This is a genomic window from Flavobacterium sp. SP2, assembly GCF_057626655.1.
The window spans coordinates 1-16056 of record NZ_JBVHBT010000002.1 but is presented as its reverse complement, the minus strand read 5'-3'; the positions used below and the strand labels follow the sequence as shown (position 1 = coordinate 16056).

General features: G+C 31.6%; 15 protein-coding genes and 1 tRNA gene. 9 read left to right on the top strand and 7 right to left on the bottom strand.

Annotated features, from left to right (window positions below; translation table 11 throughout):
* Positions 1-45: 45 nt before the first annotated feature.
* The 6 genes from ACZ098_RS04510 to era all read left to right on the top strand — a co-directional run bounded on the left by ACZ098_RS04510 (position 46) and on the right by era (position 4924).
* Positions 46-1314 (top strand): DUF2851 family protein, encoded by a 1269-nt coding sequence (locus ACZ098_RS04510; RefSeq protein WP_487310548.1) that lies wholly within the window; start codon positions 46-48, stop codon positions 1312-1314.
* A gap of 46 nt (positions 1315-1360) precedes the next feature.
* On the top strand, positions 1361-1588 hold the full coding sequence (locus ACZ098_RS04505; protein ID WP_487310547.1) for a PspC domain-containing protein: 228 nt from the start codon (positions 1361-1363) through the stop codon (positions 1586-1588).
* A gap of 11 nt (positions 1589-1599) precedes the next feature.
* Positions 1600-2493, top strand: coding sequence for a helix-hairpin-helix domain-containing protein (locus ACZ098_RS04500; RefSeq protein ID WP_487310546.1), 894 nt, complete (start codon positions 1600-1602; stop codon positions 2491-2493).
* Between the two features lie 38 nt (positions 2494-2531).
* Entirely contained in the window at positions 2532-3704 is a 1173-nt protein-coding gene (locus ACZ098_RS04495; RefSeq protein ID WP_487310545.1) for an acyl-CoA dehydrogenase family protein, read from the top strand.
* A 218-nt stretch (positions 3705-3922) separates the two neighbouring features.
* Positions 3923-3995: transfer RNA gene (locus ACZ098_RS04490), tRNA-Met, on the top strand.
* 47 nt (positions 3996-4042) lie between these two features.
* Complete coding sequence (gene era, locus ACZ098_RS04485; RefSeq protein WP_487310544.1) at positions 4043-4924, top strand: GTPase Era; 882 nt, start codon at positions 4043-4045, stop codon at positions 4922-4924.
* A gap of 44 nt (positions 4925-4968) precedes the next feature.
* Here era and ACZ098_RS04480 read toward each other — a convergent pair whose 3' ends face one another.
* Positions 4969-6204 (bottom strand): ABC transporter permease, encoded by a 1236-nt coding sequence (locus ACZ098_RS04480; protein ID WP_487310543.1) that lies wholly within the window; start codon positions 6202-6204, stop codon positions 4969-4971.
* An 85-nt stretch (positions 6205-6289) separates the two neighbouring features.
* Here ACZ098_RS04480 and ACZ098_RS04475 point away from each other — a divergent pair, with 85 nt between their 5' ends.
* The gene (locus tag ACZ098_RS04475; protein WP_487310542.1) at positions 6290-7597 is read left to right on the top strand and encodes an exo-beta-N-acetylmuramidase NamZ family protein; all 1308 of its coding nucleotides are present in this window, start codon (positions 6290-6292) and stop codon (positions 7595-7597) included.
* Here the strand turns inward: ACZ098_RS04475 and ACZ098_RS04470 are convergent.
* Together ACZ098_RS04470 and ACZ098_RS04465 are read right to left on the bottom strand one after the other, a co-directional pair.
* A complete protein-coding gene (locus ACZ098_RS04470) occupies positions 7594-7986 on the bottom strand; it encodes a PH domain-containing protein (protein WP_487310541.1) in 393 nt (130 codons plus the stop codon). The two genes, ACZ098_RS04475 and ACZ098_RS04470, sit on opposite strands and share 4 nt — an antisense overlap.
* Before the next feature lies 1 nt (position 7987).
* Positions 7988-8485 carry a YkgJ family cysteine cluster protein gene (locus ACZ098_RS04465; RefSeq protein ID WP_487310540.1) on the bottom strand — a complete coding sequence of 166 codons (498 nt, stop codon included), beginning with the start codon at positions 8483-8485 and terminating at the stop codon, positions 7988-7990.
* A gap of 57 nt (positions 8486-8542) precedes the next feature.
* Here ACZ098_RS04465 and ACZ098_RS04460 point away from each other — a divergent pair, with 57 nt between their 5' ends.
* Positions 8543-9244, top strand: a complete 702-nt coding sequence (locus ACZ098_RS04460) for a class I SAM-dependent methyltransferase (RefSeq protein WP_487310539.1) — start codon at positions 8543-8545, stop codon at positions 9242-9244.
* A gap of 62 nt (positions 9245-9306) precedes the next feature.
* Entirely contained in the window at positions 9307-10077 is a 771-nt protein-coding gene (locus ACZ098_RS04455; RefSeq protein WP_487310538.1) for a membrane metalloprotease, read from the top strand.
* A gap of 32 nt (positions 10078-10109) precedes the next feature.
* Here ACZ098_RS04455 and ACZ098_RS04450 read toward each other — a convergent pair whose 3' ends face one another.
* The 4 genes from ACZ098_RS04450 to der all read right to left on the bottom strand — a co-directional run bounded on the left by ACZ098_RS04450 (position 10110) and on the right by der (position 15210).
* The gene (locus ACZ098_RS04450; RefSeq protein WP_487310537.1) at positions 10110-10517 is read right to left on the bottom strand and encodes an energy transducer TonB; all 408 of its coding nucleotides are present in this window, start codon (positions 10515-10517) and stop codon (positions 10110-10112) included.
* 3 nt (positions 10518-10520) lie between these two features.
* Positions 10521-10931, bottom strand: a complete 411-nt coding sequence (locus tag ACZ098_RS04445; protein WP_487310536.1) for a DUF2059 domain-containing protein — start codon at positions 10929-10931, stop codon at positions 10521-10523.
* Positions 10932-11017: 86 nt separating this feature from the next.
* Positions 11018-13801, bottom strand: coding sequence for an outer membrane beta-barrel protein (locus ACZ098_RS04440; RefSeq protein ID WP_487310535.1), 2784 nt, complete (start codon positions 13799-13801; stop codon positions 11018-11020).
* A gap of 98 nt (positions 13802-13899) precedes the next feature.
* A complete protein-coding gene (gene der / locus ACZ098_RS04435; RefSeq protein ID WP_487310534.1) occupies positions 13900-15210 on the bottom strand; it encodes a ribosome biogenesis GTPase Der in 1311 nt (436 codons plus the stop codon).
* Between the last annotated feature and the right edge of the window lie 846 nt (positions 15211-16056).

The window sequence follows — 16056 nt, the reverse complement described above, 5'->3', positions numbered from 1 at the left end:
TATTCGTTTTTCAATTATTTGCCAAGAACAAAATTAGTACATGCCATGAAAGAAGATTTTCTACATTACGTCTGGAAATTTAAAAAGTTTGATTTTTCTAACTTAAAAACAACCCAAGGCGAAACGATTACACTACTCAATTCTGGATTTTATACACAACAAGCTGGACCAGATTTTTTTAATGCGCAACTTATAATAGGAAATCAAAAGTGGGCTGGAAATGTAGAAATTCATTGTAAAGCTTCAGATTGGTATTTACATCATCACGAAAAAGATCAAAATTATGATAATGTAATTCTTCACGTAGTTTGGGAAAACGACACTCCAATTTTTCGGAATGATAATTCAGAATTACCAGTTTTAGAACTTAAGAATTATGTTTCAACTGATGAACTTCATAAATATCAAGCACTAACAACACCTAAAAGTTGGATTTTTTGCGAGAAACAACTACAATTTGTAGATGAGTTTGTGTTTAAAAATTGGCAAGAGCGGTTATTTTTTGAGCGATTAGAACGAAAATCGCATGCAGTTTTCGATTTATTGGAACAATCGGAAAACGATTGGGAAGCTGTACTTTTCCTATTACTAGCTAAAAATTTTGGACTTAATACCAATGGCGAAGTGTTTTATACAATTGCGCAGTCGATAACTTTTTCATTAATAAGAAAAGAAGCTTTAGATGTTCATTATCTTGAAGCTTTACTTTTTGGTCAAGCCAACATGATTCCTCTTAATGCTGAAGATAATTATGTTAAAGAATTGAAATCTTGGTATGATTATATGGCATTGAAATATAAATTGGCAAAGCCTGTAACTGAACCAGTTCAATTTTTTAAACACCGACCAGATAATTTCCCGACAATTAGATTAGCACAATTAGCGATGTTATATCATGTGCAAAGAAATCTGTTTTCTAAAATTGTAGAAGTAAAGTCTGTTGATACTTTGTATCAATTGTTCAATTTCTCAGTTAGCGATTATTGGAAAACCCATTACAATTTTGATAAAGAAAGTCCAAAAAAACAAAAAGCGATGAGTAAATCGTTCCTAGATTTGTTGCTCATAAATACAATCATTCCGATACAATTTGCTTATTTTAAAAGTATCGGAAAGGAAAATACTGAAACTTTGATCAATTTAGTAACATCAGTAGCGTCAGAGAAGAATTCAATTATGGATAGGTTTGCGTCTTTCGGTGTAAAATCGAAAAACGCATTTGATTCGCAATCATTACTACAATTGAAAAATGAGTATTGTAATTATAAAAAATGTTTGCAATGTGCCATTGGTATAGATTTGTTGAAAAAGTAATTTTTTTTGCAAATTAATTGTATCTTTAATTTATAAATTTTAAAAAATGCGTCCAATAATTCGTTTAAAATATTTCTTTGAAAAACACGGTTTTCATGTTTCCTCAAGATTGGCCGACCGGCTTGGGATGCGCGCCAATAGCGTACGGATTTTTTTTATATACATATCATTTGTCACTGCAGGTTTATGGTTTGGGGTTTACTTAACTATAGCATTTTGGATGCGACTTAAAGATTTAATTCGAGCCAAGCGAACCTCGGTTTTTGACTTATAAATATATTTTTGATGAACGAGCAAAATCCTTTTAAAACAATTCTGTATTTCTCTAAAGATCAAAAGAAAGGTCTGCTGTTTCTTTTTGCGATCATCATTACCATTCAAGTTGTTTATTTTTTTACCGATTTTGCAGTAAAACACAAACCGACAAAAGAAGAGCAACAATGGCTGTCACTTCAAAGTGCAATTGATACGCTCAAACTAGAGAAAAAAGAGCTGAAATATACTATGTATCCCTTTAATCCAAACTTCATAACTGATTTTAAAGGGTACAAATTAGGGATGAGCACCGAGCAAATCGACCGACTTTTAGCTTTTAGAAAGCAAGGAAAATTTGCCAATTCTGCAGAAGAGTTTCAAAAAGTTACTGGTGTTTCAGATTCTTTATTAGATAAAATAGCACCTTATTTTAAATTTCCAGATTGGGTTACCAATAAAAATCAAAATAACTACAACAATAAAAATTATAAATCCAATTGGAAAGAGTTTCCTAAAAAAGAAGCAGTAAAGGTTTTAGATATTAATCAAGCTAGTAAGGAAGATTTGATGAAAATATATGGTATTGGCGATGCCATTTCAGATAGAATTTTAGCTCAAAAACAATCTTATGGTGCTTTTGTATCGATGGAACAAATGAATGATATTTGGGGATTATCACCCGAAGTTATTGCCAATTTGAATAAATATTTCACGGCATCAGTTCCATCAAATCTTAAAAAAATTGATATAAATAATGCTTCAATCAAGGAGTTAGGTCAGTTTCCACTTTTTAAATATCCCATATCTAAAAATATTGTTACCTATCGCAGTATGAATGGAAATATAAAAATTGAGGATTTAACAAATATTAAAGGATTTCCTGTTGATAAAATAAAAATAATAGCCTTATATTTGGAATTCTAAAATAAACTATTATTTTTTTAAAAAATTGCAACAGAAATATGAATTCAATATACTTTACAGAAGAGCACGAATCGTTTAGAAAAAGCTTTCAAGATTTTTTACAAAAGGAGGTCGTTCCACACATAGAAAAGTGGGAAAAAACGGGCACTATCGAACGATTTATTTGGAAAAAAATGGGTGAAATGGGTTTCTTCGGAATCAATTATCCCGAAGCTTATGGCGGTTTAAATTTAGATTTATTTTATACTGTAATCTTCTTAGAAGAACTTCAAAAAATTAAATCCTCAGGATTTGCAGCTGCAATGTGGGCACATTCTTACCTTGCCATGACGCATTTAAATTCAGAAGGAGATGAGCGCATTAAACAAGATTATTTAGCGCCAAGTATTTTGGGTGAAAAAATAGGTGCATTGTGTATCTCAGAACCATTTGGAGGAAGCGATGTTGCTGGAATGAAAACTGTTGCTGTAAAAAATGGAGACAAATATATAATTAACGGTTCCAAAACATTCATTACCAACGGAGTTTATGCTGATTACTATGTTGTAGCGGCTAAAACTAATCCAGAGTTAGGAAATAAAGGAATAAGTATATTTTTAGTTGATACCACTACTAAAGGTATATCTGCAACCAAACTTGATAAATTAGGATGGAGAGCGTCAGATACTGCCGAAATTGCATTTGATAATGTAGAAATTCCAGCAGAAAATCTAATGGGATTAGAAGGTAAAGGCTTTCCATACATCATGGAACATTTTGCTTTGGAACGTTTAATTATGGCAATAAATGCACATGCAAGAGCTGAATATGCTTTAGAATATACTATTCAGTACATGTCACAACGCGAAGCTTTCGGAAAAACTATCGATAAATTTCAAGCACTAAGACATACTATTGTTGAGCATGCTACCGATGTAGAACACTGTAAAATATTTAATTACGCTGCTGTTGCTAGACTAAACCAAGGCGAGTATGTGGTTAAAGAAGCTACAATGGCGAAACTTAAGTCGACCAAAGTTGCTGACGAAACTATCTACAGTTGTTTGCAAATGCTTGGTGGTTATGGTTATATGGAAGAATATCCATTAGCACGATTGTTAAGAGACAGTCGATTAGGACCTATTGGCGGAGGAACTTCTGAAATTTTAAAAGAAATTTTGTCTAAAATGATTATTGACAATCAGAATTATAAAACTGCTGAGAAAAAATAAATCATAAAGTATACTTTTTTCAAGATATGTACGGAGTTATTTTAGAATAAATGGGTTGTATTTTTAGATGAATACAAATTGTTTTCTACAAAACATTTTTTATTTTTTATGTATTTTGATGTAATTCACTGTTTTTTAGACTGTTAATAAAAATATATTTTTTTACCAAAAAATACTTGATTATATAGATATTGGTTGTATATTTGCACTCGAAACATCGCGGGATAGAGCAGTAGGCAGCTCGTCGGGCTCATAACCCGAAGGTCACAGGTTCGAGTCCTGTTCCCGCTACTAATTACAAGCCATTCAGCAATGAATGGCTTTTTTATTATATTATTATGTCGCACAAATCAGGTTTTGTAAATATTATTGGTAATCCAAATGTAGGGAAATCCACATTGATGAATGCGTTTGTAGGTGAACGTTTATCTATAATTACTTCTAAAGCACAAACAACTCGTCATCGTATTCTAGGGATTGTGAATGGAGAAGATTTTCAATTGATTTTATCAGATACTCCTGGTATCATTAAGCCTGCTTATGAAATGCAGGAATCGATGATGAATTTTGTAAAATCAGCTTTTGAAGATGCAGATGTGCTTATTTATATGGTAGAAATTGGTGAGCAAGAATTAAAAGATGAATCTTTTTTTAATAAAATTATTCATGCTAAAATTCCGGTGTTATTATTACTGAATAAAATTGACAATTCCAATCAAGCACAACTAGAAGAGCAAGTTGCTTTTTGGACCGAGAAAGTTCCTAATGCAGAGATTTTTCCAATATCGGCATTAAAAAACTTTAATGTTCCTGAGGTGTTTTCTAGAATTATTGAGTTGTTGCCTGAATCTCCTGCTTATTATCCTAAAGATACCTTAACTGATAAACCAGAACGATTTTTTGTAAATGAAACCATTCGCGAAAAAATCTTATTACATTATAATAAGGAAATTCCGTATTCAGTCGAAATAGAAACTGAAGAGTTCATTGAAGACGAGAAAATCATCAGGATAAGAGCATTAATTATGGTGGAACGTGATACTCAAAAAGGCATTATCATTGGCCATAAAGGCGAAGCTTTAAAGCGCGTTGGTATTGAATCTAGAGCTGATCTCGAAAAGTTTTTCGGAAAACAAATTCATATTGAAATGTACGTAAAAGTCAATAAAAATTGGCGCAGTAATTCTAATATGTTAAAGCGTTTCGGATACAACCAATAATTATTTTGTTTGATTTTGAAACACTGAAAGATTTTCAACTTATGTTAGTCGAATCGTATCGTTTTTGAAGGAGATATTTTAGTGATTATGTATGATGGAATTAGCAAAATTATAATACAAATTGCTATAGTTCCTAAATTCAAAGCAAGAATATAGAATAAATTTATTTCTACTGGTGCTTGGTTTACATAATAACTTTCGGGATTTAATTTTATAATACCAAAGCATTTCTGCAATACCAGCAATCCGATACCGATTAAATTTCCCCAAAAAAGGCCGCGAACAATTAAGTAAAAAGCATTGTAAAGAAATATTTTTCTTATGGTCCAATTGTTAGCACCTAAAGATTTTAGAATTCCGATCATTTGAGTACGTTCCAAAATTAGGACCAACAAGGCAACTACCATATTAATCGTAGAGACCGTTATCATGACAATTAATATGATGATGATGTTGAAATCAAAAAGTTTTAACCAATCAAAAATATAATAATACTTTTCGATGATTGTTTTTGAATCTAATGTAGAAGATGTTTGAGCATATATTTCGGCACCTTTTTCCTCAATTTTAGAAAAGTCGTTTATAAAGATTTCAAAAGAACCAACTTCATCGGGTGTCCATTTATTAATACGTTGCAAATGTCTAATATCGCCAATAATGTAGCTGGAGTCAAATTCTTGAAAACCCGAATTATATATCCCAACAATTTTGAATCTTCGAGAATTGGGAACTTTATTCGCCTCTTCTTTCATGAAAAAAGTATTGAAAGAATCGCCTAATTTAAGTTGTAATCGGTTGGACAAATATTGTGAAATTACAATTTCCTGATTCAAGTCGCTTTTAAGATCAGGGATTCTTCCAGACAGTAAATATTCCTCAATATCATCCCAACGATAATCTTTTCCAACACCTTTAAAAACGATTCCTTCAAAAGCATTTTCAGTCCGAATCATGCCGGCTTTACTACCAACGGCTTGAATGTGTTTGATGCCGTCAATGTTTTTGAATTTTGGATAAAATTTTTGGTTTATACTTATGGGTTCGGTACTTACATCCGACTCATTGTTGTTGTAATTAGAAATAATGACATGCCCATTAAATGCTGCAATTTTCTGTCTAATTTTTTGTTGTAAACCGGTACCCGTTGCTACCGAAACTATCATCATGATAATTCCAAGTGCAATTGCTGCAATAGCAATTTTTATTATTGGTGCAGATATACTACTTTTATTGTTTTTAGAAGTAATAAGACGTTTGGCAATAAAATATTCTAATTTCAAAAGCGTTAGTTATAGAGTTATTATCTTCAAAAGTACAGTTTATACACGAATTACACCAATTTAGATTATTTAATTTAACACTTCAATGAAACATTCATTTTATACTATTTCTTTTCTTTTTCTTGTATCACTAATTTTATTTTCTTGCGGTAGTGCTAAAAAAAATAGTACAAATACAACTGTTGCAAATTCAAAAATGACCAAACGCTTGGACAATAGATCTAAAAATGAAGTTTTTAAAAATTCATTTGGGAAAAACAATTTTACTGGAGCTGAAAATATAAATGCCTACGTATCATTTTTAAAAGATAAAAAAATTGGAATTGTAACTAACCAAACTGGTAGTGTTCAAAAGTTGAAAATTGTACCGCCAAATTCTAAAGATAGCGGCGGTTGGTTTGAAAGTCAGCAGAGTATTGTAGATTTATTCATCGAATTAGATTTAAATGTGCAAACTATTTTTGCTCCTGAACACGGTTTTAGAGGAACGGCTGATGCTGGTGAAGTTATTGTTGATGGAAAAGATACTAAAACTGGATTGCCAATAATATCATTATACGGCGAAAACAAAAAACCAAAACCCGAGCAGCTTGCTGGTATAGAAGTTTTGGTTTTTGATTTGCAAGATGTTGGAGCACGCTTTTACACCTATATTTCATCGTTGCATTATGTAATGGAAGCGTGTGCTGAAAATAATATTCCGCTTATTGTTTTAGATAGACCAAACCCCAACGGAAGTATTGTAGATGGTCCAATCCTAGAAAAAGAATTCACAAGTTTTATAGGAATGCATGCTGTACCAATCCTGCATGGCATGACAATAGGAGAATATGCAAAAATGATTAATGGTGAAAAATGGTTGAAAAATGAGTTGCATTGCGATTTAAAAATAATTCCTTGCCTTAATTATAAAAGAGCTATGAGTTATAGCTTGCCTATTAAACCGTCACCCAACTTACCAAACGATCAAGCTATAAATCTCTATGCAAGTCTTTGTTTGTTTGAAGGTACCAATGTTAGTTCGGGAAGAGGTACTGAAAAGCAGTTTCAAATTTATGGTTCGCCATTTTTGCCAGCAAGTAATTTTAGTTTTACTCCTATTCCTAATGCTGGTTCAAAGGAACCGATGAATAAAAACATCTTGTGTTATGGCGAAGATTTATCAGAAATTCCTAAGGTAGAGCAGTTGGAACTAAAATGGCTAATAAAAGCGTATGCAACAACTGGTGATAAATCTAAATTTTTCACGCCTTTTTTTACAAAATTAGCTGGTACCAAAAAACTTCAAGAACAAATAGAAAGCGGAATATCTGAAGAGGATATAAGAAAATCTTGGGAAAAAGGAATTCAAGAGTTCTTAAAAATGCGTAAAAAGTATTTGATTTATCCTTAATTTTTAACTTCGATATTCGGATTTATTTTCAATAACTCATCTATAAATTCTTTTTGAAATTCAGGAGAAATTAGAATTTCGTCATATTTATTGTAAACTAGTGCCAGTCGATCTAGTGAAAGTGCCGGCGAACTAATTGGGTTTCTAGTTTTGTAAACTTTACGGATCGTGTGAATGTCGATTTTACAAGTCCAAAAGATTGTTAAACTATTGTCTTGAATGGCATATTTTAATTTTTTGACTACAATAATAAGGGCAATCACAATTGCTAGTAGTATAAGTGATAGCCAATATTTTTTAGATAAAATTCCATCTACCACTGGAAATCCTAGTATAGCAATGACTATGAGTACCAACCACCAATCTATTTTCGATTTGAATTTAGTCATTTTATAAGGGCATTTTGTTTTTCATTTTCTCAACAATATTGTAAGCCGCTGGACAAATAGCAACGTTTTTTAATGTTAAATCTGAAATCTGTTGAAATTTTTTACGATCGGTATGCGGAAATTCTCTACAGGCTTTTGGACGCACATCATAAATCATACAATAATTTTCTGAATCTAAAAAAGTACAGGGAACCGATTTTAAAACATAATCTTTGTCTTCATCAATTCGTAAATGCTGATCTATAAATTGCTGCGGTTTTTGCTTAAAGTGTTTGGATATTCGCTCGATATCTGCCAAGGTAAATAATGGACCAGTTGTTTTACAGCAATTGGCACAAGACAAACAATCCGTTTTTTTAAATTCTGCATCGTGTAAATCTTGCATTATGTAGTCAATATTTTTTGGAGTTTTCTTTTTGAGCTTGTCAAAATACTTTTTGTTCTCTAGATGACTATCTTTGGCTAGTTTTACAAGTTCGTTTAAATTTGGCTTTACCATAATTGTTATTTCTATTGCAAATTTAAGCAACTTTACACATATAATACGTACTTAATTATGAAAGACCTATTTGGAAAAGCCATGTTTGATTTTCAAACGAACAATGCTCCAGAAGATATTATTACCGAAACATCGATTTCTGAAGCCGACGAAATGAGTGTTTCGTATCTTTTTAGAGATTTTGATGACATGCCGATTTTAGAACAAGTTGCTTTAAATAGAAGTTATGGTAAAGTTTTAGACGTTGGTTGTGGAGCAGGAAGCCATAGTTTGTACCTTCAAAATAGTAAAAAATTAGACGTTACCGCAATTGACATTTCAGAAAAAGCAATCGAAACTTGTATTTTACGCGGAGTTAAAAACGCCTATGTAAAGAATATTCTTGATTTAGAGAACGCTAATTTTGATACAATTTTGTTATTAATGAATGGTACTGGTATATTTCAAACCCTTGCCGAAGTTTCAAAATATCTTTTAAAGTTAAAAAGTTTATTGAATCCTGGTGGTCAGATTTTGATTGATTCTTCGGATATTATATATATGTATGATGAAAGTGACGACGGTGGAAAATGGGTTCCATCTGATACGTACTATGGAGAACTTACCTTTACAATTAGTTATAAGAATGAAACAGAAAGTCCATTTCCGTGGTTGTATTTGGATTATAATACATTACAAAATGTAGTTGTAGCGCATGATATGAATATTGAATTGCTTCAAGAAGGAGATCATTATGATTATTTGGCCAAAATATTTTGATTAATTACTCCACATTAAAAACTAAAACTAGACTAAAATCGTTAATACTTAAAAAGTAGATTATGAAAATGCTAAAAGTGGTTAGTTACAGTTTATTGTTTTTGCTGTTTTGGGGTTGCTCAAATGAAGAAAATGCTTCTGCTGAGAACGGAATAAATAGATCTGGTAATTTAAAAAATACTGGGAAAAGTGCTAATGACTTTTTAGCAGCAACCAAATACCAGTCACTTATGGTCGAGGTTACTTATGTACAAAGTTTGCGTCCAAATCCTCAAACATTGGTTAATCTTAAAAATTTTCTAGAAGCTAGATTAAATAAGCCAAACGGAATAACAATTGTAGAACAACAAATTGCGGGTCAATCGGGTGATCCATTTACCATACAAGAGATAAGTAAAATTGAAGATCAATTTAGAACTAAGTACAACAATGTTGGAGTTCTTGCGCTTCATTTGTTGTTTTTGAATGGCAGTTTTACTGGAGATACAACTACGTCCAGAACTCTTGGTGTTGCTTACAGAAATACATCGTGTGTATTATTCGAAAATTCTATACAAAGTTTAAGTGATCAACTTACAGAACCAAATAGAGTAGACCTTGAAACTACAGTTATTACTCATGAAATTGCGCACTTGTTAGGTTTGGTTGATTTGGGTTCTAACATGCAAAATGATCATATTGACGAAGCGCATGGAAAACATTGTGAAAATCCAGATTGTTTGATGTTTTGGCAAATAGAAAACAATAATGTGGTAGGAATGATGACTGCTGGAACTATTCCACAATTGGATGCTAATTGTATTTTGGATTTACAAGCAAATGGTGGAAAGTAAAAAAACCACCAGTTTTTCTGGTGGTTTAAGTTTTAAGATGATGAAAGTTGAATAGGTAAAGTATATAATACTCGTACTTTTTTACCCTCTTTTTCTCCAGGTATCCATTTCGGTGATTTTTTTAGAATTCTTATTGCTTCATCGGCAGTGTTAAATCCTGCATGACGCACAACCTCAATATTGGTTATACTTCCGTCAACATCAATAATAAAAGCTACTAAAAGTTTTCCTCCTTTAAAATTTTTATCACTAGTAAGATTAAAATTTTTACCAATAAATTTGTAAAATTCACTCATTCCGCCCGGAAATTCGGGTTTAATTTCTAATCCAGCTAAATTATAAATTTTACTATCTGAACTTTCATTTACTTCAGTTTCTTTCGTTTGAGAAAAACTTATTTGAAAACAAGCAAAAAAAAGTAGTAAAAACCTGAATTTCATAAATTATTCTGGCATGTATTTCATCATGATGCTTTGTAATCCTTGACCCCATTCTTGTCCTGCAGCTTGTGATTTTTGAAGAATCTCTCCCGATTTTTCAGCCATTTTTTTTCCAACTGGACTGTTGTAAAAAGCCAACATTGCTTTGATGTCTTCTTTAGTATACGTTTCCATATAAACTTTGGCAAGGCTATCGTATAAAGCTGGTAAGGTTGCATCGAAATCTACACTGAAAGCAGCTTGTTTGTCTTCAGGTATTTGACCAATAATTTGATTTTTTACTGATTTCATTTGATTAGCAGATCCACTATTTTCAATTACTTTTAAAACATCTTTTTTGAATGCTTCGTCTACTTGAGAAAAAGATAATTGTGCCGCTAAAACTAATCCTAATGTTAAGATAATTTTTTTCATAAGTTTTTTTGAGTTAAATATTTTATAAAAATAGCATAAATTTTTAAACCAACAAATATTATTTGACTGTTTCTGAAAGCCAAAAATTAATACATATTAAATCTGTTTCTAGCTGGTTTTTCTTTTGCACCAAATTTTTCTAGTTTGTAAGTTAAAGAAAACATAGCATACCTTTTAAGTACAATATTTTCTTCATCTCTAATGGTAGTTGGTGTTATCGTTCTAGTCGCATTTTGATTTTGATTAAGCAAGTCATACACTTTCACTTTAGCAGTAAACTTTTTCTTGTAAAAACTATACGATAAACTTGTATTGAGTAAATAGAAATCTTTCTTAAATCCATCTGCTATGTTGGAGTTGTAAGTATAACCAAAGTCGTTTCCGAAAACCCAATTCTTTGGCCAATAGTTGGTTGTTTGTACATTGAATTTATGTACAAATGATGAAGCTGAGTTTACGGTATAATTGGTAAAGTCGGTACTATTTAGGGTGTATCTATAAGTAGGATTTACTGTAAAAAGTTCACCATATTCATAAGTAAAGTTTACTCTCGGTGTAAGGTCGAGCACTTTGGCATCATACAATTGACCGTCAGTAAAACCTCTTGATAAATCATAATTGGCATTAAAACCGAAGCCAAATTTAAAATTGTGAGCTCCTTTTTTTATAGATCGATTCCAGTTTCCACCAAACCAAGTTTCGTACGTGCCCGAAATATTATCATAAGTAGTAGTTCTTTTTCGGTTGTCATCGAATGTGGTTGAAGAAACAATTTGGCTGTCATAATAACTTCCACCAAGATAAACACTGTATCCAGATCGTGTTGCATAGTCATAATCTCTGAAGCTAAAATATCCTTGATGGTATTTATTAGGATCGAGATTTGGGTTTCCAATAAATGTATTCAATGGATTGGCAAGATTTTCTACTGGTAGTACTTGACTTGCCGATGGAAAATCTACATTGTAGTTATAGTTAATCCATATCGATTTTGATTTTGTAAAATTATATCCACCATAGAAGTTAATCGCAGGAAGCACATAATTTTTGTTTAAATCGGTCGTATTGTTTAAATACAAAGAATGATTATTGAAAGAGGTTATTGCAGTACCAAAGTTCATGTATAAGTTGTACTTGCTTCTTCGTGTTGCAATTCCTACCTTAGGAGTTACTGTATTAGTAGTAGAAGTTAGATAATTGGTCAGAAAAGGATTTTCAATTGTATAATTGTCTGTTACAGCATCATAATCAAATGTTTTTCTATCTTCAGAATTGCTATCACGATTGATGTTCAATTCAAAATTAAGATTTAATGAATCGGTTACTGGTTCAGAATATTCTACTCCAGCGTTGTAATTGTCCGATAAATTTCTGTTTGACCGGAGCTGATTACGAATATCATCAGGTTCGGTGCTTTGATAGAAAACGGTTGCTGAGTTACTTAAATTGGTCGTTTTAGAAACACTATTATTATTCGAAAAGTAAGCCGATAAATTGCGACCTTTTTTCTTAAATGATTTATTGAAATTTACATTGTTGTTAAAGCTGCCAGTATCATTATCGTTAGAAGATGTTGATGTGCTTTCATTCAATAACTGATTGTTTTCATCAAATGAAGATTCGAAAGAGCTACTTCGAGAAGTGTTATTAGCTTTTGAAAATTTTGGAATTACAGAAATTGTAGCAGTTGAATCAATTTTATATTCAAATTCAAGATTTAAATTGTGACTGTATTTTTGATCATCTGTGGTCGAATTAGAATTTGTGGTAAAATTTCCGCTAGGTAATAAATTGGTTTGATTCGTTCTGTTCGTGTTATTAGAATCTGCACTTGCAAAGAAATAGCTTCCTGTTGATTGAAAGTTTTTTCCGTATTCATCGGCATAATTTATACCTATTAAATTTGAATGGGTTATTCCTTTTCCACCACCAAAGCGCATTCCATTTATTCCAAACGAACCGTCAGAACTTGTGTAAAAGGAGTTGTTTCGACTTCCTTGCATGTTATCAAAAATTTCGTCCATCGAAAATCCTGTAGCATTAATGTTATTGGAGGAAGCAAGGATACTAATTTTTTGCTTGTCTTTGAAGTAATTTACAAGAGCGCTACTTTCATACCGTTTGTCTGTTCCAGTTCCTGCCATAAATTTTCCGAAAAGGCCTTTATTCTTTTTCTCGTCTATGGTCAGATTTATACTTGCGTTGTTGGAACTAGCGGCTTGTCCTGATAATTCTTCTTTTTTAGTTTTGGTTTCGGTAACCTGTACCTTATTAATTATGTCTGATGGTAAATTTTGTAATGCAATTTTTCCGTCTTTGTCAAAAAATGGTTTTCCGTTTACAAGTATTTGATTTACTTCTTTACCATTGACTGTTATTTTTCCTTCGGCATCAATTTCTACACCTGGAAGCTGTTTGAGTAACGTTTCAACATTAGCATCAGGTCGTACTTTAAATGATGAGGCATTAAATTCGAGAGTATCTTTTTTTATTCTTATTGGCGGCGCATCGTTTTTAACAACAACTTCGTTAAGATTATTAACCGTTTCTTTTAGCTCTATAGTTTTAAAATCTTTATTTTCTGAAATCGATTCGAGTGCGATTTTATAGCTATCAAAACCAACAAAAGAAACTTTTAAAAATACGGGTTGATTATTTTTTTTAATCTTGATGTCGAAATCTCCTAATTTGTTTGTTATAGTATAATCTATAACGGTAGAGTCTTTTGCAGATGAGATGTAAACGGTTGCTGACTCGATAGGTAATTTTGTACTTTCATCTAAGATTTTACCTTTTAATGAAACAATATTTTGTGAAAATACTGTTGAAAATGAAAATAAAATAAGGATTGTGAGGAGGGTTTTTTTCATAAAAAAAAATTAGCTGTTTTTATTGGTTGCAATAATAACAGCTAATTTTTTAAAATATTATAAATAGTTAAAATTTCTTACAAAATTTAACAATTTAATTATTTTTCTCTTATATATATGTCTATTGGAACTCCAGAAAAATCCCAGTTTTCTCGTATTTTATTTTCTAAAAATCGTTTGTATGCTTCTTTAACATATTGAGGAAGATTAGCAAAAAACACAAATTGCGGTGTAGGAGTTGGCAATTGCATGCAATATTTAATTTTTACATATTTACCTTTAAGTGCTGGTGGCGGATGGTTTTCGATTATTTTCAACATGTAATCGTTAAATTTAGATGTTGAAATTCGTTGACTTCTGTTTTCATGAACTTTAACGGTTGCTTCTAGGGCTTTTAGTAGTCGTTGTTTTGTTAAAGCTGATATGAATAATATTGGAACATCAACAAAGGGTTGCAATTGTTCGCGAATTTTGGTTTCATAGTCACGAGTTGACATGGTGTCTTTTTCTACTAAGTCCCATTTATTTACTAGAATTACTACGCCTTTTCGGTTCTTTTCGGCTAGCCAGAAAATACTTTGATCTTGTCCTTCAAAACCGCGTGTTGCATCTATTATAAGTATGCACACATCTGCATGTTCAATAGCTCTTACAGATCGCATTACCGAATAAAATTCCAAATCCTCCTTAACTTTTGCCTTACGACGAATTCCTGCTGTGTCCACTAAGTTGAATTCAAACCCAAAACGGTCAAATTTAGTATCGATAGCGTCACGAGTTGTACCTGCAATATCAGTTACTATATATCTATCTTGCCCAATAAGAGCATTAATAAAACTAGATTTCCCTGCGTTTGGTCGACCTACGACTGCAAATCGCGGAAGTAAAATTTCTTCTTGAGTAGGTTCTGGCTTTATAGGAAAAGCATCGATAAGTGCATCAAGTAACTCACCAGTTCCACTACCAGATATACTTGCGAAAGTATAGTATTCGCCAAGACCTAAATTATAAAATTCAACCGCGTCCTTTTCGCGCATTGCATTGTCAACTTTATTAACGGCTAATAATACTGGTTTTGTGACTTTTCGTAATAATTTAGCTACAGCGTCATCCATAGGTGTAATGCCTTCTTCAACATCTACAACAAATATGATAACATCGGCTTCGTCAATTGCTAATTCAACTTGTTTACGAATTTCACCTTCAAAAACATCATCAGAACCGCGAACATATCCACCAGTATCTATCACAGAAAACTCTTTTCCATTCCACTCACTTTTACCATAATTTCTGTCACGGGTAACGCCAGATACAGAATCTACAATAGCTTCTCTTCTCTGAATCAATCTGTTAAAAAGAGTTGATTTCCCTACATTTGGTCTTCCGACGATAGCAACAATGTTGTTCATAAGATTTTTTTAATATTTTGCAAAGGTAGTTCTTTTGTTTTACTTCACAAGTGCATGTATAATATTAAGATAGAAAGTCAGTATGGTTTATGCATAGATTAGTAACATGTATGATTATTTATTGATTAAGGAATGTCAATTTGAAGTTAAATTAGAGCAAATAGTTTGACTATATAAAGGATACGTAATTAATGCTGAAACTATACTTATTATTATATTAAAATGAAAGTCGTTGATTTCAAAAATGATTCTGTTGGTTCACATTATATTATTATTGCTTTTGCTGTGAGAAAAAATTGATTGAGCTATTTTTTTAAGATATTATTGTTTTAGTTTTATAATAGTTAAATCCAATACACTTTTAAATATGATTTTATGGATATAAGTTTAAATGCCATTAATGTTTTACAACAAATAGATGCGTCATTTTGTAATCTTGCTTTATTCTAAATAGGTTTATTAAACTTTTCTAAGTATGTCTAAAAAAACTTTCTCTCTCAAATATCTTGATTTCAGGCTCTTAAAAAATCTTTTAAAAAAAGGGATAAAAAAGGCTTGTGAGATTAAAAAAGAGTATTACTTTTGCACTCGCATTTAAGGGCAACGTTCATATAAAGCTTGATAATTTAGACAAAATTTTTTAAAAATAATTTTGCGAGATAATAAAAAAGGTTTTACCTTTGCCATCCGCAAAACGTTCAAGAAAATTTAGTTTAAAAGAGTAAAAAAAAAGAAATAAAATTTTTTTCGATTTACTTGCGAGATTAAAAAATAGTTGTACTTTTGCACCCGCTTTGAGAGACAAGCGAAAACAATAGAAGACACGTTCCTAGACATATTGAATTG